At 29.1% G+C, this 23164-nt stretch carries 24 protein-coding genes; 13 read left to right on the forward strand and 11 right to left on the reverse strand.

All coding sequences use genetic code 11. The annotated features are described in order from the left end of the window. Window positions 1-33: 33 nt before the first annotated feature. Complete coding sequence (locus NAB20_RS10855) at window positions 34-483, reverse strand: type I restriction enzyme HsdR N-terminal domain-containing protein (RefSeq protein WP_105196921.1); 450 nt, start codon at window positions 481-483, stop codon at window positions 34-36. 77 nt (window positions 484-560) lie between these two features. On the opposite strand from NAB20_RS10855, the gene holA reads away from it, so the two are divergent. From holA to ettA, 3 genes are all read left to right on the forward strand, one after another. Then, a complete protein-coding gene (gene holA / locus NAB20_RS10860; RefSeq protein WP_375605125.1) occupies window positions 561-1565 on the forward strand; it encodes a DNA polymerase III subunit delta in 1005 nt (334 codons plus the stop codon). Window positions 1566-1625: 60 nt separating this feature from the next. Next, a complete protein-coding gene (locus NAB20_RS10865) occupies window positions 1626-1802 on the forward strand; it encodes a CAL67264 family membrane protein (RefSeq protein ID WP_014164682.1) in 177 nt (58 codons plus the stop codon). Between the two features lie 65 nt (window positions 1803-1867). Beyond that, entirely contained in the window at window positions 1868-3556 is a 1689-nt protein-coding gene (gene ettA, locus NAB20_RS10870; protein WP_105196923.1) for an energy-dependent translational throttle protein EttA, read from the forward strand. Window positions 3557-4244: 688 nt separating this feature from the next. On the opposite strand, the gene NAB20_RS10875 is transcribed toward ettA, so the two are convergent. The 3 genes from NAB20_RS10875 to NAB20_RS10885 form a co-directional block, all read right to left on the reverse strand. Further along, window positions 4245-4628, reverse strand: coding sequence for a hypothetical protein (locus NAB20_RS10875; protein WP_105196924.1), 384 nt, complete (start codon window positions 4626-4628; stop codon window positions 4245-4247). Between the two features lie 271 nt (window positions 4629-4899). Continuing rightward, window positions 4900-5235, reverse strand: a complete 336-nt coding sequence (locus tag NAB20_RS10880) for a DUF4377 domain-containing protein (protein ID WP_105196925.1) — start codon at window positions 5233-5235, stop codon at window positions 4900-4902. A gap of 67 nt (window positions 5236-5302) precedes the next feature. Beyond that, window positions 5303-6289, reverse strand: coding sequence for an endo alpha-1,4 polygalactosaminidase (locus NAB20_RS10885; RefSeq protein WP_105196926.1), 987 nt, complete (start codon window positions 6287-6289; stop codon window positions 5303-5305). Window positions 6290-6837: 548 nt separating this feature from the next. On the opposite strand from NAB20_RS10885, the gene NAB20_RS10890 reads away from it, so the two are divergent. The 3 genes from NAB20_RS10890 to NAB20_RS10900 are packed head-to-tail and all read left to right on the forward strand — an operon-like array spanning window position 6838 to window position 8512. Next, entirely contained in the window at window positions 6838-7410 is a 573-nt protein-coding gene (locus NAB20_RS10890) for a TetR/AcrR family transcriptional regulator (protein WP_105196927.1), read from the forward strand. A gap of 46 nt (window positions 7411-7456) precedes the next feature. Then, window positions 7457-8089: an NAD(P)H-dependent oxidoreductase gene (locus NAB20_RS10895; protein ID WP_105196928.1), complete on the forward strand. Its 633-nt coding sequence runs from the start codon at window positions 7457-7459 to the stop codon at window positions 8087-8089. A gap of 6 nt (window positions 8090-8095) precedes the next feature. Beyond that, window positions 8096-8512 carry an organic hydroperoxide resistance protein gene (locus NAB20_RS10900; protein ID WP_088394890.1) on the forward strand — a complete coding sequence of 139 codons (417 nt, stop codon included), beginning with the start codon at window positions 8096-8098 and terminating at the stop codon, window positions 8510-8512. A 443-nt stretch (window positions 8513-8955) separates the two neighbouring features. On the opposite strand, the gene NAB20_RS10905 is transcribed toward NAB20_RS10900, so the two are convergent. The 6 genes from NAB20_RS10905 to NAB20_RS10930 form a co-directional block, all read right to left on the reverse strand. Then, window positions 8956-9567 (reverse strand): IS630 family transposase, encoded by a 612-nt coding sequence (locus NAB20_RS10905; RefSeq protein ID WP_105196716.1) that lies wholly within the window; start codon window positions 9565-9567, stop codon window positions 8956-8958. Further along, complete coding sequence (locus NAB20_RS10910; RefSeq protein WP_375605126.1) at window positions 9533-10057, reverse strand: transposase; 525 nt, start codon at window positions 10055-10057, stop codon at window positions 9533-9535. Before NAB20_RS10910 ends, NAB20_RS10905 begins: the two co-directional genes overlap by 35 nt. A 600-nt stretch (window positions 10058-10657) precedes the next feature. Next, the gene (locus tag NAB20_RS10915) at window positions 10658-11518 is read right to left on the reverse strand and encodes a hypothetical protein (RefSeq protein ID WP_088391023.1); all 861 of its coding nucleotides are present in this window, start codon (window positions 11516-11518) and stop codon (window positions 10658-10660) included. A gap of 320 nt (window positions 11519-11838) precedes the next feature. Next, window positions 11839-12294, reverse strand: coding sequence for an ankyrin repeat domain-containing protein (locus NAB20_RS10920; protein WP_088391021.1), 456 nt, complete (start codon window positions 12292-12294; stop codon window positions 11839-11841). Between the two features lie 80 nt (window positions 12295-12374). After that, window positions 12375-13868 carry a catalase gene (locus NAB20_RS10925; RefSeq protein ID WP_105196929.1) on the reverse strand — a complete coding sequence of 498 codons (1494 nt, stop codon included), beginning with the start codon at window positions 13866-13868 and terminating at the stop codon, window positions 12375-12377. 14 nt (window positions 13869-13882) lie between these two features. After that, window positions 13883-15352, reverse strand: a complete 1470-nt coding sequence (locus tag NAB20_RS10930) for a catalase (RefSeq protein WP_375605127.1) — start codon at window positions 15350-15352, stop codon at window positions 13883-13885. 374 nt (window positions 15353-15726) lie between these two features. Here NAB20_RS10930 and NAB20_RS10935 point away from each other — a divergent pair, with 374 nt between their 5' ends. From NAB20_RS10935 to NAB20_RS10945, 3 genes are all read left to right on the forward strand, one after another. After that, window positions 15727-16362 carry a peroxiredoxin gene (locus tag NAB20_RS10935; protein WP_088391015.1) on the forward strand — a complete coding sequence of 212 codons (636 nt, stop codon included), beginning with the start codon at window positions 15727-15729 and terminating at the stop codon, window positions 16360-16362. A gap of 221 nt (window positions 16363-16583) precedes the next feature. Beyond that, the gene (locus NAB20_RS10940) at window positions 16584-16892 is read left to right on the forward strand and encodes a co-chaperone YbbN (protein WP_088391013.1); all 309 of its coding nucleotides are present in this window, start codon (window positions 16584-16586) and stop codon (window positions 16890-16892) included. Window positions 16893-16906: 14 nt separating this feature from the next. Beyond that, window positions 16907-17164, forward strand: coding sequence for a DUF6952 family protein (locus NAB20_RS10945; RefSeq protein ID WP_105196931.1), 258 nt, complete (start codon window positions 16907-16909; stop codon window positions 17162-17164). A gap of 338 nt (window positions 17165-17502) precedes the next feature. On the opposite strand, the gene NAB20_RS10950 is transcribed toward NAB20_RS10945, so the two are convergent. Continuing rightward, a complete protein-coding gene (locus tag NAB20_RS10950) occupies window positions 17503-18144 on the reverse strand; it encodes a class I SAM-dependent methyltransferase (RefSeq protein ID WP_127823087.1) in 642 nt (213 codons plus the stop codon). A 959-nt stretch (window positions 18145-19103) separates the two neighbouring features. Here NAB20_RS10950 and tpx point away from each other — a divergent pair. From tpx to NAB20_RS10970, 4 genes are read left to right on the forward strand one after another with little or no spacing between them, the layout of a single operon-like run. Then, a complete protein-coding gene (gene tpx, locus NAB20_RS10955; protein ID WP_088391025.1) occupies window positions 19104-19601 on the forward strand; it encodes a thiol peroxidase in 498 nt (165 codons plus the stop codon). Further along, on the forward strand, window positions 19601-19975 hold the full coding sequence (locus NAB20_RS10960; protein WP_375605128.1) for a diacylglycerol kinase family protein: 375 nt from the start codon (window positions 19601-19603) through the stop codon (window positions 19973-19975). Before tpx ends, NAB20_RS10960 begins: the two co-directional genes overlap by 1 nt. A 39-nt stretch (window positions 19976-20014) precedes the next feature. Beyond that, window positions 20015-22519, forward strand: a complete 2505-nt coding sequence (locus NAB20_RS10965) for a DNA translocase FtsK (protein WP_105196622.1) — start codon at window positions 20015-20017, stop codon at window positions 22517-22519. Between the two features lie 5 nt (window positions 22520-22524). After that, window positions 22525-23163, forward strand: coding sequence for an outer membrane lipoprotein carrier protein LolA (locus NAB20_RS10970; protein WP_088391003.1), 639 nt, complete (start codon window positions 22525-22527; stop codon window positions 23161-23163). Window position 23164: the final 1 nt, after the last annotated feature.

A 23164-nucleotide genomic window follows, 5' to 3' on the forward strand; every position in this document is an offset into this window, starting at 1 on the left:
ACATACTATATACTTTTAGGGTATCAAAGAAGATCAATAAGGAGTGTAATCAGGTAATTTATTTAAAAAAACATATTGCTCATTTTTAAAATCCATTGTGCAAAAATAATGGTTGAATCCATTTGTTACCATCAAATGCTGTGCATTTAATACCAAATTATACCGAGCTATTTGATCAAATGTTTTTTGTGTAATTTGTACTTCAGGAGCCTTACATTCTATTAGTAAAAAAATAGATCCATTAGGTTGAAAAACAGCAATATCATATCGTTTACTTAAATTATTAATTTTAATTAATTTTTCTACATTAATACATGATTTGGGATATTTTTTTTCTTCTAATAGAAAGCGAACTACATTTTGTCTAACCCATTCTTCAGGAGTAAGAACAACAAACTTTTTACGGATTTCATCAAAAATAGATACTTTATTTTCGCTACTTTTGAACCGAAATTGATAGGAAGGGAAATTTAACTTTATCATTTTCCAAAAGTAGTTTTTTAATTTCAGGTTTCAAGTTATTTCAAAACGGAAAACTTAAAGTTTAAAACCTTAAAAAAATGGACGAAGCACTAAAAATTATAAAAGATATAAAAGCAGGAATTATCAAACCTATTTATTTTTTAATGGGGGAAGAGCCTTATTATATTGATAAATTGTCAGAGTACATAGAACAAAATATTTTACAAGAACACGAAAGAGATTTTAATCAAACAATACTCTATGGTCGAGATGTTACAATAGAAGATATTGTTGGAAATGCTAAGCGTTATCCTATGATGGCAGATAAACAAGTGGTCATTGTAAAAGAGGCGCAAGAACTATCTCGTACTATTGATAAATTGGAAACTTATGCTGAAAATCCTCAAATTACAACGGTTTTAGTACTTTGTTATAAGTATAAAACTTTGGATAAACGAAAAAAAATTACCAAAGTTTTAGAAAAAAAGGGAGTAGTTTTTGAAAGTAAAAAATTATACGAAAATCAAGTAGGAACTTGGTTAACACGTGTTTTGCAGGGCAAAAAACTACAGATTGAACCCAAAGCAATACAGATGTTTGTAGATTTTTTAGGGACTGATTTAAGCAGAATTGCAAATGAAATAGATAAGCTTTCTATAATATTAAAGCAAGGAGATCTTATTACCCCTGCAATTATTGAAGAAAATATTGGTTTTAGTAAAGAATTCAATCCATTTGAATTAAGAAAAGCAATAGGTGAACGAAATCAGCTTCAAGCTTATAAAATAGCAGATCATTTTGCTCAAAACCCGAAAGATAATCCAATAGTTTTAACAATAGGGTTGGTATTTAGCTTTTTTTTACAATTATTGCTATATCACGGATTAAAAGATAAAAATCCTAAAAACGTTGCATCAGTATTAAGAGTAAATCCTTTTTTTGTAAAAGATTATGAATTAGCGGCTCGAAATTATCCCATGAAAAAAGTAAGTGGGATTGTAGCAACCTTAAAAGAGGTCGATTTAAAAAGTAAAGGAGTAGGAGCCATAAATCTTTCACAAGATGATTTATTAAAAGAAATGTTAGTTAAAATTTTTAACTAAATTTACGATATTTGCAACTTTAAAGTAATATAAAATATTGAATTTAAAATGAGTGTAGGAATGAATAAAAATACAGTTCTAGCATGGGCAACATTTATAATGATTGTTATGGGAATAATTTTAATAGGCTTAGGTATTTATCGTTATGCAGATGTAGCAGGATGGGGATTTAGTGCCGTAGGAATCGGTTTTTTTGCTAATGCGTGGGTTTTTAATGCTTTAAAAGGAAGAGTGTAAATAGAGTCCGTTATGGTTCTTAGTCTTCAATCTTTATTCTAAATTCTAAAATTTTAAATCATATTATGTCAGACGATAAGAAAGTAATATTTTCAATGTCGAAGGTAAGTAAAACTTATTCTTCAACTAATAAACAAGTACTAAAAGATATTTATTTAAGCTTTTTTTACGGAGCTAAAATTGGTATTCTAGGTTTAAACGGTTCAGGTAAATCTTCTTTATTAAAGATTATAGCTGGAATTGATAAAAATCATCAAGGCGATGTTGTTTTTGCACCAGGTTATACAGTAGGTTATTTAGAACAAGAACCTCAATTAGATGAAGAAAAGACCGTAATAGAAATTGTTCGTGAAGGCGCAGCAGAAGCAGTTAAATTACTGGAAGAATTCAATACAATCAACGATCAATTTGGTTTGCCAGAAGTTTATGAGAACGCTGATAAAATGCAAAAACTAATGGATCGTCAAGCAGAATTACAAGATAAAATAGATGCTTGTGGTGCTTGGGAATTAGATAATAAACTAGAAGTAGCAATGGATGCACTTCGTTGTCCAGATGCTGATACACCTATAAAAATATTATCAGGAGGAGAGCGCCGTCGTGTCGCTTTATGTCGCTTATTATTACAAGAACCGGATGTTTTGTTATTAGATGAGCCGACTAACCACTTAGATGCGGAATCAGTACATTGGTTAGAACAACATTTACAACAATATAAAGGAACGATTATTGCAGTAACCCACGACCGTTATTTCCTAGATAATGTAGCAGGCTGGATACTTGAATTAGATAGAGGAGAAGGTATTCCGTGGAAAGGAAATTACTCTTCTTGGTTAGATCAAAAAGCAAAACGTTTAGAGCAAGAAGAAAAAACAGAATCAAAACGTCGTAAAATTTTAGAACGTGAGTTAGATTGGGTGCGTCAAGGTGCAAAAGGACGTCAAACAAAACAAAAAGCACGTCTCCAAAATTATGATCGCTTATTAAATGAAGATTCTAAACAATTAGAAGAAAAATTAGAATTATATATTCCTAATGGACCTCGTTTAGGAACTAATGTAATCGAGGCTAAAAATGTAGCCAAAGCATTTGGTGACAAATTATTATATGATAATTTGAATTTTACTTTGCCACAAGCAGGTATTGTAGGAATTATTGGTCCAAATGGTGCTGGTAAATCAACTATTTTCCGTATGATAATGGGAGAGCAACAAGCAGATGCTGGCTCATTTGAAATAGGAGAAACAGTTAAAATAGCATACGTTGATCAAACACATAAAAATATTGATCCAGAAAAATCTATTTGGGAAAACTTTTGTGATGGTCAAGAATTGATCATGATGGGGGGACGACAGGTAAATTCACGTGCCTATTTATCTAAATTTAATTTTTCAGGTAGTGAGCAAAACAAAAAAGTAGCAACACTATCAGGAGGAGAACGTAATCGTTTGCACTTAGCTATGACTTTAAGAGAAGAAGGAAACGTATTATTATTAGATGAACCTACTAATGATCTAGATGTAAATACACTTCGTGCATTAGAGGAAGGATTAGAAAATTTTGCAGGTTGCGCCGTAATTATTTCTCACGATCGTTGGTTTTTAGACCGTGTATGTACTCATATTTTAGCTTTTGAAGGAGATTCACAAGTATATTATTTTGAAGGAGGATTTACAGATTATGAAGAAAATCGTAAAAAGCGTTTAGGTGATTTAGTGCCAACAAGAATCAAATATAAAAAATTAGTGCGATAATAATCAAACACTGATTTTATAAATTAGAGGTTGTCCGAAAAGTAAATTTTAAAATTTATTTTATCATTTTTCAATGGTAATTTTTGGACAATCTCTTTTTTTATTTTTCTAACTTTAAAATTATAGTTTACCCCATATTATGCGTTAGAAATTTATTATAAATAGATTAGAACTTTTGAATCTAAAAGAGTATACTTTATGTCCTCAATTAGGTTGTGTTAAAATTTTGGAATCTTCTCATTAATACAAAAGTAGAGATGATATAATATAATATGGACAACTTATTTCTTCGGTCGAAGTGACAAACGCCCTGTTAAATTATGCTTTTGATCTCACAACATTTTTGTTTTTTTTCCTTTTCATCTTTACTACTAAGTTTAATATGTAATCTATACTTAGAGAAAAAATAGTCGTATTAACGAACTTAATAATGAGCAGAATAAATTATAGACTAAAAATTAAATTACTTCATAGTTTTAAATTTGAGCTCAAAAGAATATGTAAGTTGCTTAAAATTAGTTTATTAATAAGATTAGTAATGCATCTCAAAAATGAGTAAAACTTTTACTTAATCTACTTTTAGTCTATTAAGTAAAAAAAAATCCTTTTTTAAGTTATTTTATTAATTTGGAGATAAAATTTAAACTATAATTTGACTTGAATGGATCTTTTAAAATATAGATTTGCTTTATTCATAGTTTTGATATAGTTTTTCAGTTCTATTAGTATGAATTATTTTTTTTGTTATGTCTGATATTACTACTATTTGAGTAATAACCATCGTACAGCCATTCGTTTTTTTGCAATCTCCTTTTTGTGTAGTCTTATAGTCAGTTGAAATAACAGTCCAATTGTTTTTCTTTGGGTCAAAAGTTATTTTAGGTGTTAAGGAAGGAATTGTATTTATTTCTTTTTTGCTGAGTCCTTTGGGGATTAATAAAAGCCCTTTTTTTTCAACAAGTTTTATTATACCTAGAGTATCTAACTTTTGTTTATTTGTTTGTGATTGCGAAAAGCAATAAAGAGTTGTTATTAGAAAAAATAAGTTTATATGATACCGATATGATCTCATTTATTAAAGAAAAGGTGTTTGTAAAAATAGTCAGTCAATTATTTATAGAATAAATACAATATCATTTTTTATAGAGTCAAAAAGACTAAAAAAGATAGAGATCATTTAAATTATTTTCCCCCACTTTTAGGCTTTGTTAAAAATGAGGGAAACTAATTTGTTAATTTTATTTCAATACATAATTTTTATTTAAAATATTTTTAAAAATGAAAGATCAAAATTTCATTTTTTAAGAGTTATGTATCTTGTTTACAATTTGTATAAGATTATTTTATTTCGTTACCAGTAATCTTTTTTTACTTACTTCTTTTATTAATGTGTATTTTACATTTGATCCATCAGCTGGAGGATTTTCTACTTTTTCTTCTTTAATAACAAGCTCGTACTCATTACCTTTTTCGTATTTAAATCCTTGAATAGTGTTGTAAAAAAAATCCCATTCTTTTTGATTTTTACTCCATTTTATTTGCAAACATTCTGTTTCCATTACCCCCGCGTTGCAAGGTGTGGTGTTTGCTCCAATATAAACAGTTTTTTCGTCTTTATTAGTGTTACAAGATATTAATGTTAAGCCTAAGCTAAAAATTGATAAAATTAATCGTACCATTTTTTTATTTTAATAATTTTAGTGTTATTACTTATTTTATATTGACTATAAAATTAAGAAGAAATTATTAATTAGTGTAATAATCAAAAGCATCAATTATGTCTAAATATACTCCGTCAAAGTTAGCATCTAATATTTTTTTTAAGTAAGAGTTGTTGTTTCCATAAATTATGCTTTGCCAGTTTTCATCCCAATATTTGACTTTAAAATTACCTTTCCAATCAGTGTTTTCCTCATCTAACCAACTGGGTTTGTTTGTATACCAATTTTTGTCCCAATAATAACGATAGCTTTCAGCTTCTCCAATTGACATGTATGAAATAACAAGTCTTTTTCCTCCATTTTCTTTATTTTTTAGTCGATTTACTTCAGAAGCAGTAAAAGGGGTTCCTCTAAAAAACAAATCCATTATTATTAAATCATAATTTGTTTTATTTACGGCTGTAATAAAATCATCTTTAGATTTAAATTGTGTAGGATTTATTATGTATAAGAAGTTTTTAGCATCATTAATACCGTTAATATTTAAATCATTTTCTTGATTGATAGGGTTAGGTAAAGGGGGGATAGAGTTTAAGCCTATTTCAGTTGTAGCAAAGGAAGTGTAGTTGTTATTATTATTTTTTGAATACGAGTCCGAAATGTCATTGCCAGTTGAGCAAAAATCAATTACCAATATTTTGTTTCCAGAATTTTTAGAAATATTAAGTAATTTTTTTAGATACTCTGTTCGATCATCAGGGGTAGGCTGATTATCATTTTCAGAACTATAGAATAAATCTTCTTGACCATTGGCATCAATAGCATCAAGATAAGAAGAAACAGGAGCTCCTAGACCATCATTTGTTGTTGAGACTAATTCAATTCCATTTTGTGGGATTATTGAAAAATTAGGATTGATGGATTTAGAATATTGGCTAATACCAATTACAAATTCTCGCATTTTTTGCTTGAAATCAATAGATTCTTCTACTTTCAAATTAGTGTCATCATTGTCCTTGTTACAAGAGAAAAAGAACAGTATTGCTATAATAGTTAAATATTTAATTTTCATTTTATTAGTTTAGTTTATAAATACAAATAAGAATTTTTTATTGACTATTTTGTCGAAACATTGAAATTTTTTATTTCCTCTCTTTAGTTTATTTTGTTTGTTAAAATATCTTTTCGTTATAACTTTAACGTTAAATATTTATTTTTATTATTTTATGAGATGAATTGATGGTATTTTGCTAATATGATATTCTGTTTTTTTTTGAAAATATATCATCTTTTTTAGGTTAATATAATTTGTAATTGATTGATAAATAGTTTGATAATAATTTTAATTTTCTCTTTCATTTCTAAATTGGATAGGTTGGTTATTGAGGGCCAAGATAAAAAAAGAAATAAACAAATTATTACGGAAAATCCGTATATATTCCTTTTTTTTTATGGCATGTTTAATTTTGTAGGTTGTTATAGAGAGAGTTTTTATAAAACAGAATTTATCTTTCTTTTTTAGATTTTATTGAAGAAATTGTTTTTATAATTTTTTTAAAAACTAAAGAATGAACGTTCGTTCTTTTTTTGTATATTTGTAATCATAAAAAAAGAATAGAGATGAGACCTCAATTAAAAGATAAAGAAAAAGCAATATTAGAGGCAACTTTAGAATTAGTGAATAATAATGGGTTTCATGCTTCTTCAATGTCTAAAATAGCACAAAAAGCAAATGTGGCACCTGCTACTATTTATATTTATTTTGAAAATAAGCAAGATCTTATAGATAAACTTTATCTTCATTTAAAGGAAGAAATTAGTGATTGTATTTTTAAAGATTATCATGAAGGAATGTCAGTAGAAGAAGGCTTTAAAGTAATTTGGTATGCTATAGCAAATTATAAGCGAAATCATATTAAAGAAGCTCTTTTTCAATCTTTATGCGATATAACACCTATGATTAATGAGGAAACTCGTAGTAAAGGAATTTCGTATTTAAAAAAGTTTATGGATTTATGTAAAAGAGGGCAAGAGGAAGGAATTGTAAAAGATTGTTCGCTTTATTTGATTTATGGATTTGCAGTAAATCCGTTGTCGTTTTTAGTAGCTAAACATCAAACAGGAGAACTCTTTTTTGATGAAAATGTATTAGAAAACGCATATAAATTGGCATGGTATAGTATAAAAAAGTAATAAAATTAAATCTTTAAAATAATAAATTATATAACACGAAGAGAATATGGATTTTTTAGAATTATTGAATAATCGTTATGCTTGTAAAGCAATGACAGGAGAAACGATTCCAGATGAAAAAATAGAAAATATTTTAGAGGCTATTCGATTGACTCCAACTTCTAGTGGATTACAGCCTTTTGAAGTATTTGTAATTACCAATCCAGCTATCAAGGCTGAAATTAGAAAAATAGCATGGAATCAATCACAAGTTACAGATTGTTCTCATTTGCTGGTTTTTGCAGCTTGGGATACTTATACGGCAGAAAGGATAAATCACATGTTTGATTTAACGAATGAAATTAGAGGTATTAAAAATGAAGGTTGGGAAGCATATCGTCAAAAACTTTTATCTTTTTACCCTGAACAAAATTCAGAAGAAAACCACAATCATGCTGCCAAACAAACTTATATAGCACTTATGTCTGCCATGACTCAAGCGGAGTATGAGGGAATTGATAGTACGCCAATGGAAGGTTTTGATCGTGATGAACTAGATAAAATTCTTAATTTAAGAGAAAAGAATTTAAGAAGTACATTAATCCTTCCTTTGGGATATAAAAATGCTCCTAATGACTGGTTGGTAAATCTTAAAAAAGTACGTAAACCTATGAGTGAATTAGTAACATTAATAGATTAAATAAAAATGAAAACATTGTATTCTACAAAGGTAACCGCAACAGGAGGTAGAGAAGGTAGTATAAAATCTGAAGATGGTGTTTTGGATTTTAAAATAGAAATGCCAAAAGAATTAGGAGGTAAAGGAGGTGCTTTTACTAATCCAGAACAATTATTTGCCGCAGGTTATGCAGCTTGTTTTGATAGTGCGCTAAATTTAGTTGCTCGCAATTTAAAAATAAAATTAGAAGGATCTAGTATAACAGCAGAAGTAGGGATTGGACCTAATGGAAATGGTGGGTTTGATTTATCTGTAAGTTTAGTAGCTCAAATAGATGGGGTAGAGAGAGAAGTTGCTGAGGATTTATTAGCTAAAACACATCAAATTTGCCCTTATTCTAATGCAACTAGAGGTAATATTCAGGTAGAGATATCATTAAAATAAGAATAATTATAATCTTTAATCACATTTTACCATCATAATGGTTATTCGTTTGATTGGTATTGTGATAAAAAAATCTCTAGTAGAGATTAAAAATTTATACGATAACCCTAAAAGCAATGGAGGGTGTCTGAAAAGTCAAAATTCAACGTAATCTATCACTTCGATAAAAGGAGAAGTCGCATTATCAGTATATTGTGATTTGCTTCGTCTATTCGAGTAAAGCTCTCGGATCTCCTTATGGTCGAAATGACAAGATTGTGACCTTTTAGGACACTTTCTCATTGCTTTTATTTTATAATTCACTTATGGATAGGTAGCTGTGTATGCAATGTGAATGTCTGAAAGATAGAATGACGCAGTATTTATTTTGTTACTTCAATGCTGTAAAAAAGGAGTCTGTCTTTTTGTTCTTTATATTTTCATTGCAAAGCTTATAATACCGTTTAAACTTTGAAAACACTGTAAAAAGCATTCATGTAAAACGGATAGCCTGTTATTGATTTAATTGTTTTATCATCAGATATTTTAATCAATTCTTCCATTTTTTGGTTTAAGTCGTCTAAAGTATCATAAATTTTCATTGCAATTTTATCTTTCATCCATTGCCACATTTTCTCAGCAGGGTTAAGTTCTGGGCAATATGGTGGAATTGGCAAAAGAAATATATTGTCAGGAATTATCACATCCTTTGTGGAATGAAATGCGGCATTATCAATTATCATAATCTTTAACTCTGTTGGCTTGTGATTGCTGAAATCTTCCAGATATTTTACAAATAATTCTTTGCAAACACTTTGTGTTGTCATACAAAAACTCTCACCTGTTATGGGGGAAAAACTTCCCCAGAGCCAATTATAAAGATAGCTATGTTTATAAGTACCGATGGCTTTTATTCCTTTTGCGGTAATAACTCTTTTCTGTTTTGTAATCAAACCGAAACGACTTTCATCCTGAAAATAGAGGTTTACAGATTCAAAGTTATTTTTATTAAGAATAATTCTACACTCTTCAAATTTGTTTTCAAGGTTTTTTAAAAAACGCCTCTGCGTTTTCATCCTTTTTATAGTGGGATTTTCTTGCAACTTTCAATTTTGATTGATGCTTGCGTTTGCAATGAGCATATAAAGCACCATAATTAACCGATTCGTTAAGCTCTTTTTCGAGAATCTTCAACAATTCAACATACGATGTTATTGTTGTTTTTGGATCATTCAATTTCTGCTCAATAGCATTGGCCATTTTCTCAGATATTTTCTTTGTATTATTTCCTCCACTTCTAACACTTAACATTTCAGAAATACCGCTTTTCAGATACTCCTGTGCCCAACCTCGTACAGTCTTCTCGGTTCTCCCTAATTTTTTAGCAATGGAACTATAAAAAACATATTTTCCTTTCTTAATTAGAATCAAAGTCTTTATTCTGTCTTTTTTCAAAGATCCAGATGTCTTTACTAGTAATTTATCTAAAAAATCAACATCTTCTTTTATTGCTATTTGGATTTTCTTTGGCATGCCTAAAGGTAAGTAATATCCCAGTAAATTCAAAATTTAAATAGTATAACTTAATGATTTAAACTATCTATTTATAGAAAATTTTAAAAGGAAATAAGGAGGCAAAAGCATAATCCCTGATTAAACGTTAGATATTTTAAAAAAACATTTTAGTGATTATCAGTACTTAACAAAATTAAAAAACAGAATCACTAAAAATGTAATTTCTTTTAAGTCAGTAAGTTATGAGATTTGTTTTTTCTAATGCGTAATTAGGGTTTAACCTAGATTATGCGACTCCTTCTTTAGTAGAAGTGACATACAGAACGCTGATTCATTTATTCTAAAAAATGATTCGGATTCTTGTCATACTATGTTTGTCTAGGTAAGTTCTTTGAATATTTATAAATTTATTTCAACAGAAGAAAGAGAAAGATAAAAGCTAAATTTTCATCCCGACGCTAGGAGGGATCACATAAAATGAGTAAGACATAGCTTTTAAAATGTAACCTAAGAAAGTCTACCGTGTAATCTAGAATTAAAAAACTATACTTTAAGAATTAAAAAACTGCCCTTTTTTTACACTGCCCCCAAATAGTATCTAACTTTTTGGGGGCAGTGTATTTTGAGCAGTTTTAGTAAAAAATATAATAATTATAATTTATAAGTAACACCAAAAGCAATAATACGTTGTAAAAACCAAAAATGTTGACTTGCTCTATCAGCCGAATCATAAGAGGTGCGAATATCAGGCATATTGATATAGCCTCCTTTAAGCTCTCCTTGAACAAAAAAATGTTTTAAGAAAGTTAAATTTAAACCAGCTTTAGCTGCTAATCCATAACCTGCTAAATGAAATTCGTCATAACGTTCCTTATGAAAAAGCTTAGTATTTGTTTTAGGTAACAGCACACCGCCTCCAATTCCTTCCGTTAAGTTTAATTGTACTTTATCTGTGTTTAGAGTTGGCATGATGTATTTAGTTAAATCATCTACTCGGCTGATTTCAGCATTAATGTAATTAAGCCCATCAGTATGCTCAAAGGTTAAAAAATCTTCAGTTAAATTTATTTGATTTGAATTAATTGGTTGACCTAATTCATTTCTATTTTCACCATATAAGCCTCTGTTTGGGTAATTACCACTATAGTTTACGACCTTATCTTGATACATGACATATTTCATGTGATCTAATCCCAAGGAAATATTATAATGATCGTTGATAAAATATCCTAATCGGAAGTTTGTTTGTGGGATGGTCATTCTAAGAGGATTTATATAATCTATATGCCATCCTTTAGGTTTGTCATGAGCGGGTACATCATAAACAGTGAAGTTATAATCATTTCCTTTAAAAGTAATATCAGAATTACTAAAAGTTTCACGATTTCCACCCCAATAAATATAAAATTTTCCTTTATTGTGTGCTGTATAACGTTCTGAAACCGTTTCTTGAGCTAATGAAAAAAGTGAAAATAAAGAGCTGAAAACGGATAAAAAAATTTTTCTTTTCATTTTTTAAAATATGATTCTTTGTGTTAAAAATTATAAACAAAGATAACTTACATTTTTAACGTTTTTGAGATATTTTTAGATTAAATTCGATATAATAATGAAATTGTAAATAAAAACGTGTTTTAAGATTTATTATTTAATCAATATCTCAAAATTGTTTATGGCTGATCTTGTATATTATCAACTTTTAGAATTAATTGCATTGATGACTAATGGTGTTGTGAGAAGATTAAATTAATGAAAAAGAGTTGTTGTTGAATTAAAAAGGGGAATATCTATTTAACAGTAATTTAAATACATTATAATAAAAGGAAATGTACTTATTTTATATTTTTTGTAGATAAAAATTTAATTATTTCAGTTCTTCCAAAACGTTGTGCATATTCAAGGGTTCTTTTATTTGTTTCTTCATCACATTTTTCGTTGCTTATTATAAATTTAGCAATATCATCTTCACCAGCTACAATAGCTCCCATTAAAGCAGTATTGTTTCTTTTATCTTTTATACATAAATCAGCTCCTTTAGAATGTAAAAATTCAACGGCTTTTTTTTGCCCATTATATGCTGCAATCATAATTGCGGTATAACCATTTTCTCCCTGATAGTTTACATTTATACCTGTTTTAATAAATTCATTCAATATTTCTATGTTAGAGGTTCTAGCTCCATAAAAAAATGATTTTTCAAGTTCTTGTTGTGCGTTAGGGTTTTGCGCGTAGGAAACAAAAAAAACGTTTAATACTAAAATAAATATATAAAATCTTTTTGTGTACATAATTTTAATTTTAAGAAAGAATGCTATAGATACCAGATGATTAAAACTAATATTATAGCATTCTAACGTGTTAATAGAATTTATTTATTATAACTATCTTTAGATAAACCTAGAGCATTACCAACTCTTGTTCCGTATTCTTGATCAGCTTTATATAAAAAGCTAACAATAGTAGCCTGAATCTTTTTATCTTTAACTTTACTTAAATTGTTAGTCCAGTTTTTGATTAAGTTATCTTTTTCTTGTTTAGAATAACCACGGTATAAGATACCTGCTTGATAAAAGTCTTTAGAATCTTTTATTTCTTCGCGTACCATGTAACCATCCAATAGTCTTTTATCATCTGCTTTGAATTCTGTATAAGTAGGATTATTATGACTAGGGAAGTAGTTTGTATCTCCTGTTCTTTCTTCAAAATTCATAGCTCCATCTATATGGTAATTATTTACTTTTACCAAAGGTCTGTTAGCAGGTAATAATTGGTGGTTTTTGCCCAATCTATACATTTGCGCATCAGCATAAGAAAAATTTCGACCCTGAAGCATTTTATCAGGAGAAAAACCAATTCCAGGTACGACTCTAGAAGGAGCAAAGGCTGCGCTTTCAGTGTATTGGAAGAAGTTAGCTGGTATACGATCTAGAACAAGAGTACCTACTTTTGTTTCTTCTACATTAAACCATTGTTTAGTATCATCAAAAATATTAAAGTCATATTTATTAATGTCTTTGTTAGGAATTATTTGTACATACAAATCCCATTTAGGATAATTGCCAGCAGCAATATTATCATACAAATCTCTAGTCATGTGACTAAAATCTTTACCTTGTACCTGAACGACTTCTTCTGCTGTTAAATTTTTGATTCCTTGTAATGATTTGAAATGAAATTTAACCCAAGAAATATCTCCTTTATCATTGATAAATTTGAAAGTATTTACTCCAAAACCATCCATTTCTCTATACGATTTAGGAGTCCCATTATCAGACATTAACCAAGTTAATGTTTGAGTAGCTTCGGGTGTTTTTGAAAAGTAATCAAAAATTCTGTTTTCATCCTGAAGATCAGTAATTGGAGATGGTTTATTAGCATGTGTAAAATCAGGAAATTTAATAGCATCTCTTATAAAGAATGTAGGTATATGATTTCCAACCAAATCCCAGTTACCTTCTTCGGTATAAAATTTTACAGCAAACCCTCTTGGATCTCTTGCTGTTTCTGGAGATCCTTTAGAGTGTATAACACTTGAAAAACGGACTAGAACAGGTGTTTTTTTATCTACTTCAGTAAAAATTTTAGCTTTTGTAAGATCACTTATGTTTTTGGTTAAAATAAAATAACCTTGAGCACCAGTACCTCTTGGGTGCATAACACGTTCTGGGATTCTTTCTCTGCTAAAATGTTGTAGTTTTTCAATTAAATGAACATCTTCTAATAAAACAGGGCCATTTGGACCTAAAGTTAAGGACTGTAAATCTCCATTTACAGGAGCTCCAGCACTGGTTGTAAGTGGAGTTTGGGCAAATGCACTTATAGAGATTATAAGTGATGCACAGGTTAAAAATGATTTTCTCATTACTATTTAAATATTTATATTAAATCTAAATCGGTTAAGCTAATACCTAAAGCCACTGCAACTCCTTTACCATAATTAGGGTCTGCTTTGTAACAATTAATAATATGACGCTCTTGTATAAATTTTTCTGCTCCGCCTACAGAACGTGCCGTATTTTCAAATAATACTTGTTGTTGTTCAGGAGTCATGATTCGAAACAGATTACCTGGTTGTGTGTAATAATCATTGTCATCCTCTCTAAAGTCCCAATGATCAACAGCTCCTTCTAGTGCTAAAGCAGGTTCTCTATATTCTTTTTGTTCTTGCCATTTTCCATAACTATTAGGTTCATAGTGTACGGAGTTTCCCCCGTTACCGTCAATACGCATAGCACCATCTTTGTGATGATTATGAAATGGACATCTAGGAGCATTTACAGGGATTTGATAATGATTGACCCCCAATCTATAACGTTGTGTATCACCGTAAGAAAATAATCTGCCTTGTAGCATTCTATCAGGAGAAAAACCGATACCTGGTACAATATTTGCTGGATTAAAAGCTGACTGTTCTACGTCTGCAAAATAATTTTCAGGATTTTTGTTTAATTCTAATACTCCAACGTCTATCAGAGGATAGTCATTATGAGGCCAAACTTTTGTTAAATCAAAAGGATTAAAAGGATAATTTTTAGCATCTTCTTCAGGCATTATTTGTACTTTTAGATGCCATTTAGGGAAATTCCCTTCTTTTATATTATTGTATAAATCTCTTTGATGACTTTCTCTATCCTTACCGATTATTACTTCGGATTCTTGATCAGTTAAACATTCAATTCCCTGAGCTGTTTTAAAATGAAATTTTACCCAAAAACGTTCGTTATTAGCATTTATAAAGCTAAAAGTATGACTACCATAACCATTCATGTGACGGTAACTTTTTGGAATACCACGTTCGCTCATTGTCATGGTAATTTGATGTAAAGATTCAGGTAATAAAGTCCAGTAATCCCAGTTGTTATTAGCACTTCTCAAGTTAGTTCCAGGATCTCTTTTCACTGCTTTGTTTAAGTCAGGGAATTTATAAGGATCGCGAATAAAAAATACAGGGGTATTATTTCCAACTAAATCCCAGTTTCCTTCTTCTGTATAAAATTTTACAGCAAAACCGCGAATATCTCTTTCTGCATCAGCTGCACCTCGTTCTCCAGCTACTGTTGAAAATCTTAGGAATAAATCCGTTTTTTTACCAATTTCAGAAAATATTTTAGCTTTTGTGTATTTCGTGATATCATGGGTAACGGTAAAAGTTCCAAAAGCAGCAGAACCTTTTGCGTGCATACGTCTCTCAGGGATTACTTCTCTATCAAAGTGCGCTAACTTTTCTAAAAACCAAATATCTTGTAAAAGCATTGGCCCTCTTTTGCCAGCAGTTAAAGAGTTCTGATTATCAGCTATAGGTCTTCCTGATACTGATGTCATTTTGTTTTGTTGATTATGACTCATTTTAATTGTTTTTTATTTATTAAACTTTAGTGTTTTTTTTAAATATTTTAGAAATACTATTTGTACTATAACTTTATATAAAACATTTTATATTATTTATTTTTAATACTATATATAGTATTTATAATAGTTTTTTTGTGTGTTTTTTAATCTTATTTCACTGGCAAATCTAAAGTGGTTTTGTTTATTAATTTTATTTGTTTAATAAATAATATCTATAATACTATTGCTTCATTTTAAAGATTGTAAATATCTTTTTATGCTATAAAGAATATTTATATTTGAATAGAAAATTAATAGTATAGGAGCGTGAGAAGGAAAGATTGTATTTCTAAATTTGCAACCAGAAACAATAAATTTAACACTTATATATTATGGCTTTAGTAGGAAAAAAATTTCCAAATATTACAGTAGATGCAATTTCAGAAATGGGAGATAATTTAAGAATTAATATTCTTGAAGAAGCTACAAAAAATAACAAAAAAGTATTATTATTTTGGTATCCAAAAGATTTTACATTTGTTTGCCCAACGGAATTACATGCTTTTCAGGCTGCTTTGCCAGAATTTGAGAAAAGAAATACAGTTGTAATAGGCGCTTCTTGCGATACAAATGAAGTTCATTTTGCGTGGTTAAATACACCTAAAAATAATGGTGGTATTGAAGGTGTTACGTATCCACTATTAGCTGATACTACTCGTAATTTATCAAAAGCATTAGGTATTTTAGATGCAGAAGAAGTATACGATGAAGAATCTGATGATATTTTATTAGATGGTTCGAATGTAACTTTCCGTGCTACTTATTTGATTGATGAAACGGGTAAAATTTTTCATGAGAGTGTAAATGATATGCCATTAGGAAGAAATGTAACAGAATATTTACGTTTAGTAGATGCTTATACACACGTTCAAACAAAAGGAGAGGTTTGTCCTGCAAACTGGGAAGAAGGTAAAGAAGCAATGAACGCAGATAGATTAAGTACAGCAGCTTACTTAAGTCAAAACTAATCAGTAATTCTCCCAATAATGCAATAATCAATGGCAATGTCTTATAAAATAATTAGATATTGCTATTGTTATTGCAACTTTTTTAAAAATCTTGATAAATCTTAATGATATATTGATATTATTAAGTAAATTTCCTTATCTAAAATAATAACCACGAAACAAAAATTAATGACAATATCTTATTAAAAAGTATTGGCATTACTGTTCCAATTTATATAAATATGTTAATAGAATTAAACGAAGATACATTACAAAATGTAATTAATGAAAATGACAAAGTAGTAGTACAATTTTCTGCCTCATGGTGTGGTAATTGTAGAATCATGAAACCAAAATTTAAAAAGTTATCTACAGAAAATGAAAGTCTTACTTTTGTAATAATAGATGCTGAAAATTCACCTGAGTCTAGAAAATTAGCTAACGTTTCTAATTTACCTACATTTGCAACTTTTGTTAATGGGAAATTAGTTAAAGAGACACAAACCAATAAAGCAGAGGTATTAAGTGACTTAGTTAGTGAAATACTTTAATTAAATTATAGATTATGAAATTACCTGTTATAAAGCACCTAACTCAATTTATAGAAGAAAATGATAGCGATTATTTAGTAGAAACAATTGCTGTATTAGAAAATCTTACAGAATTAGAATCTCTAAAAGATGAGGAGATAGATGTTATTGGAGAACTAATTTCTAATCTTTATGGTGCTTTAGAAGTTCAAAAGCTAATTAAAGAAGGAAAAGAAAAGAAAGTAGCATTAAATGAATTTATGAAACGCGTGCTAGGATCTATTGATAAATAAGTAATAAGAGGTATTCTAAAAGTAAAAAAATATTTAAAGTTAGAGAAAATGCGAAATTTGGGTTTAATATTTTACTTTTAGAACACCCTCTTATCTTAATTTATTTTATTTAAAGATATTTTAAACTCATAAAAATTTACGCAATAGACTCTTGTGATAAAATAAAAGAGCTATGCAGAGAAAAAGGGAAAGAAATTTTTTCTCCCAGATCTGATTTGAATCTTCCTCTTTTTTAATGAAGAGAAAAAGACAATTTTTTTATAAATGAATAGAAAATTAATAAAACCTTTTTATTTAATTTTCAACAACTAGAAAAAGAAAGAGATATTCTTCTTTTTTCAAGATTTTTCAATAGATTTATTAGTGTCAGAATTTCTTTTAAAAGAACAAAATATAAAATTTTGAATTGTGTTGAATGGCGTTTTGTGTTCTATTTCTTGATCTTCAATCATTTCGAAATCAGGATAAAAAACCGCCTTTAATGTAGTGCTAGAGTATTGATTTACGGGGAGTCCACTGCATTTTATAGGGCCTTTTTTTGAAAATGTCCCTATAATAAGATTTCCGTTTTCTTTAATACTTCCAGCCGCTATTTTTTTATAAAGATCTATATCCACTGGATTTGTAAAAAAATGAAAAGAAGCTCTATCATGCCATACATCAAACTTTTCTTCTGAAACAAAATCTATGACATCATGGGTTATGAAATTAACCTTTCGAGAATCTTTTCCTAGTCTTTTTTGTATCCGTTCAATAGCATTTTTTGAAATATCGAGTAAATATAAATGGATATAACCTAAATTTAAAAGATGGTCTATTAAATAACTATCTCCCCCGCCTACATCTATTATTTTAGCATCTTTAGGTAAGTTCAGTTTTTCAATAAAATATATAGAGGATTCTGGATTTTTTTGATACCAACTAACTTCATCTTCTTTTTTTGTTGAAAAAACATGCTCCCAATGTGCTTTCTTATCCATAATTTTAATAATAACCTAATAATAAGGAAAAATAAAAATAATAACTTTTATTTAAAAGATTTCTAATAAGATAAATTTTAACAAAAAATAATTAAAATAAGTGCTGTTTTAATCCAGATTCCGCATTAGACTTCGTTGTGAAACAAAATTTTTCAATAAATTCAAGTGCTCACGGAAAATTTTAGAAGAAGAAATAGTGAACTATTTTGATGATTAAAATTTGAGTACGTGCTTGAATTTGAAGAAAAATAAAGTGGAATAGATTTACTTCGTCTATTCGCTACGCTCGGGTCTAATGTGTAATCTGGGTTTAACCAAAATTCCGAATTAGTTTTTATTGTAAAAAATGAATAAATTCAAATGCTTACCGGAATTTGAGAAGAAAAATAGAAAACTATTTTGATGATTAATAAGGAATACTTACTGAAACGCTGATTATACGTTAGCGATTTATCACAAATAAAAAAGATTTTGAATCTAAAAAAAATACTCTTTTTCTCTTTCAATTAGGTTTTCTTAAAAGTTCGTAATCTTGCTATTTGTACAACAAGAGAAATTACATAATATTGATAATTTGACTTCTCATACTTTAGTCGAAGTGGTAAATTACGTGTTAAGTTATAGTTTTTGACTCCCAAATTCGCAAGAAAAATTTTCATGTATTTTTTTTGCCTTTCTATTTTCAACATGAAGTATAAGGGAATTTGAGTTTAATTCATGTTTACATAATTAATGGGCTTTATGAAACATTTTGGTAATAGATCAAATAGAATATTTTTAGAGCTGGAAGTACTATTTAATTCATTATATAAATAATTGAAGAGGCTGATTTTGAGGCTTCCATATTTTTGTTTTCTATACAAAATAAGATTTATATATTAATTCTCAATATTTACGTTTTTATTAAGAAAAAATATTTGAAAAATATCCTTATTTTTGGAGCTTTAAAAAATGAAATTATGGCACAAATAACATTTAAAGGAAATACAATAAATACAGTTGGAGAATTGCCTGTAGTAGGATCAAAGGCTAATTCTTTTGAATTAGTAGCAACTGATTTATCTATTAAAAAATTAGAGGATTTTAAAGGACAAAAAATAGTATTAAATATTTTTCCTAGTATAGATACAGGAATTTGTGCTGCTTCTGTTCGAAAATTTAATGAAACGGCATCAAAATTAGAAAACACAAAAGTGTTGTGTATTTCTAGAGATTTACCATTTGCACAAACTCGTTTTTGTGGAGCAGAAGGATTGGAAAATGTTATTAATTTATCGGATTTTAAAACAGGTAGTTTTGGTGCTGATTATGGATTGACTATAGTAGAAGGACCGTTAGCAGGTTTACATTCTCGTTGTGTAATTGTATTAGATGAAAACGGAATTATAAAATATACAGAGCAAGTTGCGGAAATTGCCCAAGAACCTAATTATGAATCTGCTTTAGCTTCTTTATAATGAAATTTGAAAAAGACGAAACGTTATTTACAGGTCGATTAAAAAGTATACGATTTGCTGCTAAAGGAGCATTTAAATTAATTACGACAGAGCATAGCGTAATGGTGCAATCTTTATTAGCTGTATTAATGTCATTAGCAGGATATTATTTTGAAATTACTCGAGAAGAGTGGATGTTTCAAATATTTGCTTTTGGATTAGTTTTAAGTGTTGAAGGCTTGAATACAGCGGTTGAGAAATTAGCTGATTTTGTACATCCCGATTTTCATGAAAAAATTGGATTCATAAAAGATATTGCTGCTGGTGCTGTTTTTTTTGCAGCTATGACCGCCTTTGTTATAGGAAGTTTTATCTATTTGCCTAAAATAGTATAAGTCTAATTGTTATAAATCGACCTATTTTTTAAAAATATAATGGCTAAATCAAAAAAGAAAGAAAATACATCTGCCGAAGTAGAATCTGAAAATTCACAAAGACGATTTGGAGTAAGCCGTCAACAAAAAATAACATTTGGAATTTTACTTATATTGTTTTCTATTGCATTAGCAATTTCCTTTATTTCCTATTTTGTTAATGGTAAACTGGATCAAAGTGAAATTAATGAATTTGGTAATAGAGAATCACAAGTTCAAAACTGGTTAGGGAAATTAGGCGTATTTTTAGCTCATTTTTTTGTCTACCAAGGGTTTGGTGTTGCCGCATTTTTCTTTGTAAGATTGTTGTTTTTAACAGGATCTTACTTAGTACTTGATTTAGCAGTTTCTAAATTAAAGAAAACGTGGTTTTGGGATATTTTTGTCATTATAATTCTTTCTATTCTTTTTGGATTTTTTAGTACTTCTCTTCCTGAATTAGGAGGGGTCATAGGATTTGAAATGAATTCTTTTTTACAAGATTATTTAGGAAAAGCAGGTACTTTACTTACCTTACTTTTTGGAATAGTTATTTATCTTATTTTTAAGATAAAAATATCGCCAGAAGCTATTAAAGCAGCTTTTGAGAAAACAAAAACTGAATTAAAAGAAGATTTTAAAAATCCATTATCTAAAGAAAGTACAACAGTTTATAATTTAGAGGAATTTGCCGTTCAAGAAGAAGAAGTTCAACCTCTATTAAAAGAGAAAGAAAAAAATACTAAAGCTCTAACTGAAATATTAGAAGAAGATTACGATGATGAGGAGTTAGAAGGTATTGTATTAAAAACAATTCCTTCCCAGTTTGAAAAGAATAAAGAAATTTTAAAACCTACTATAGAAAATTCTTCTGAATTGACTTTAGATCTTAATCCTACTTCTAAACCATTAAGCGAATTAGAACATAATTCAGATGAATTAGTAATTCAAAAAGTAGAAGAAGAAGATATTATTGAAGAAAATCTAGCAGAGCGTTTAGTGGCTCATTTTGGCGAATTTGACCCCACATTAGATCTTTCCAACTATAAATTTCCAACTATAGATTTATTAAAGGAATATGGTTCGGGAGGTATTACAATTAATCAAGAAGAACTAGAAGAAAATAAAAATCGTATTGTAGAAACACTTCGTAACTACAAGATTGATATTGCTCAAATAAAGGCTACTGTTGGACCTTCTGTAACATTGTATGAGATAGTGCCAGAAGCAGGTGTTCGCATATCTAAAATAAAAAGTTTAGAAGATGATATTGCACTTTCGTTGGCAGCATTAGGAATTCGTATTATAGCTCCGATGCCAGGTAAAGGAACCATTGGTATTGAAGTGCCTAATAAAAATCCAACCTTAGTACCTATGAAAGGTGTTATAGCATCAGCAAAATTTCAAGAAGCAGAAATGGAGTTGCCAATTGCTCTAGGGAAAACTATTTCTAATGAAACATTTGTGGTTGATTTAGCTAAAATGCCTCACTTATTAATGGCGGGGGCAACGGGACAAGGTAAATCAGTAGGATTAAATGCTGTACTTACTTCTTTATTATATAAGAAACATCCAGCTGAAGTTAAATTTGTGTTAGTTGATCCTAAAAAAGTAGAATTAACCCTTTTTAATAAAATAGAAAGGCATTATTTAGCAAAATTACCAGATACAGAAGATGCTATTATAACCGATAATTCAAAAGTAATAACCACGCTGAATTCATTGTGTGTAGAAATGGATAATCGTTATTCTTTATTAAAAGATGCGATGGTACGTAATATTAAGGAATACAACGAAAAATTCAAACAAAGAAAATTAAATCCAGAGTTAGGACATCGCTTTTTACCTTATATTGTGCTAGTAGTAGATGAGTTTGCTGATTTAATCATGACAGCAGGTAAAGAGGTTGAAACACCTATTGCCCGTTTGGCACAATTAGCCAGAGCAATTGGAATTCATTTAATAATAGCAACACAGCGTCCTTCAGTAAACGTGATTACAGGTATTATTAAGGCTAATTTCCCTGCGCGTATTGCTTTTAGAGTTACATCTAAGATAGATTCTAGAACCATTTTAGATCAACAAGGTGCTGATCAATTAATAGGTAGAGGAGACTTATTATATACCAATGGTAATGATTTAGTGCGTGTACAATGTGCCTTTGTAGATACCCCAGAAGTAGAAAAGATTACAGAATTTATAGGGGCTCAAAAAGCTTATCCTAATGCTTATTTGCTTCCTGAATTTGTAGGTGAAGATGGGGGAGGGACAAGTCTTGATATTGATATTTCAGAACGAGATTCTCTTTTTAGAGATGCAGCAGAGGTAATCGTTACAGCTCAGCAAGGTTCAGCTTCTCTAATTCAACGAAAATTAAAATTAGGATATAATCGTGCAGGTCGACTAATAGATCAGTTAGAAGCGGCCGGTATAGTAGGTCCTTTCGAAGGAAGTAAAGCGCGTACTGTAAATATACCTGATTTGGTTGCTCTTGAACATTTTTTAAATAATGAAAAAAATAATTAAATAAAATGAAAAGAATAATTGTATTATTATTAGCCTTAACTTCTATTAATTTACAAGCCCAAAATGATGCAAAAGCAAAAGCTTTATTAGATAAAGTGGCGGCAAAGGTTAAGTCTTTTAAAACTATTCAAGTAGATTTTAAATATAATTTACAAAACGCTAAAGAAGGAATTAATCAAGATAGTAAAGGAAATGTTACCTTGTCTGACAATAAATATCTTTTGAATTTTATGGGCGTTACTAAAATTTGTGATGGAGCAAAAGTATATACAATATCAAAAGAAGATGAAGAAGTTTCAATTGCAAAAGTGAGAAATGAAGAAGAAGCAGATACTCCAGCAAAAATGTTGACCTTCTTTAATAATGGTTTTAAATATAATTGGGACATAAATCAAAGTATTAAAGGTAAAAAAATTCAATATATAAAGTTGACACCAATAGGATCTAAAGATGATCGTAAACAAATTTTAGTGGGAGTTGATATAGCAACTCAACTAATTTATAATACGATTACTTTAAATAAAAATGGAACAAAAGTAACGTTAACAGTTAATTCTCTAAAAACAAATGGAGCTTTACCTAAAAACTATTTTACCTTTGTGAAAGCAAAATACCCCAATTATTACATCAATAACCTGGATTAAT

It is taken from the genome of Flavobacterium davisii (assembly GCF_042182265.1).
Classification (GTDB): Bacteria; Bacteroidota; Bacteroidia; order Flavobacteriales; family Flavobacteriaceae; genus Flavobacterium; species Flavobacterium davisii.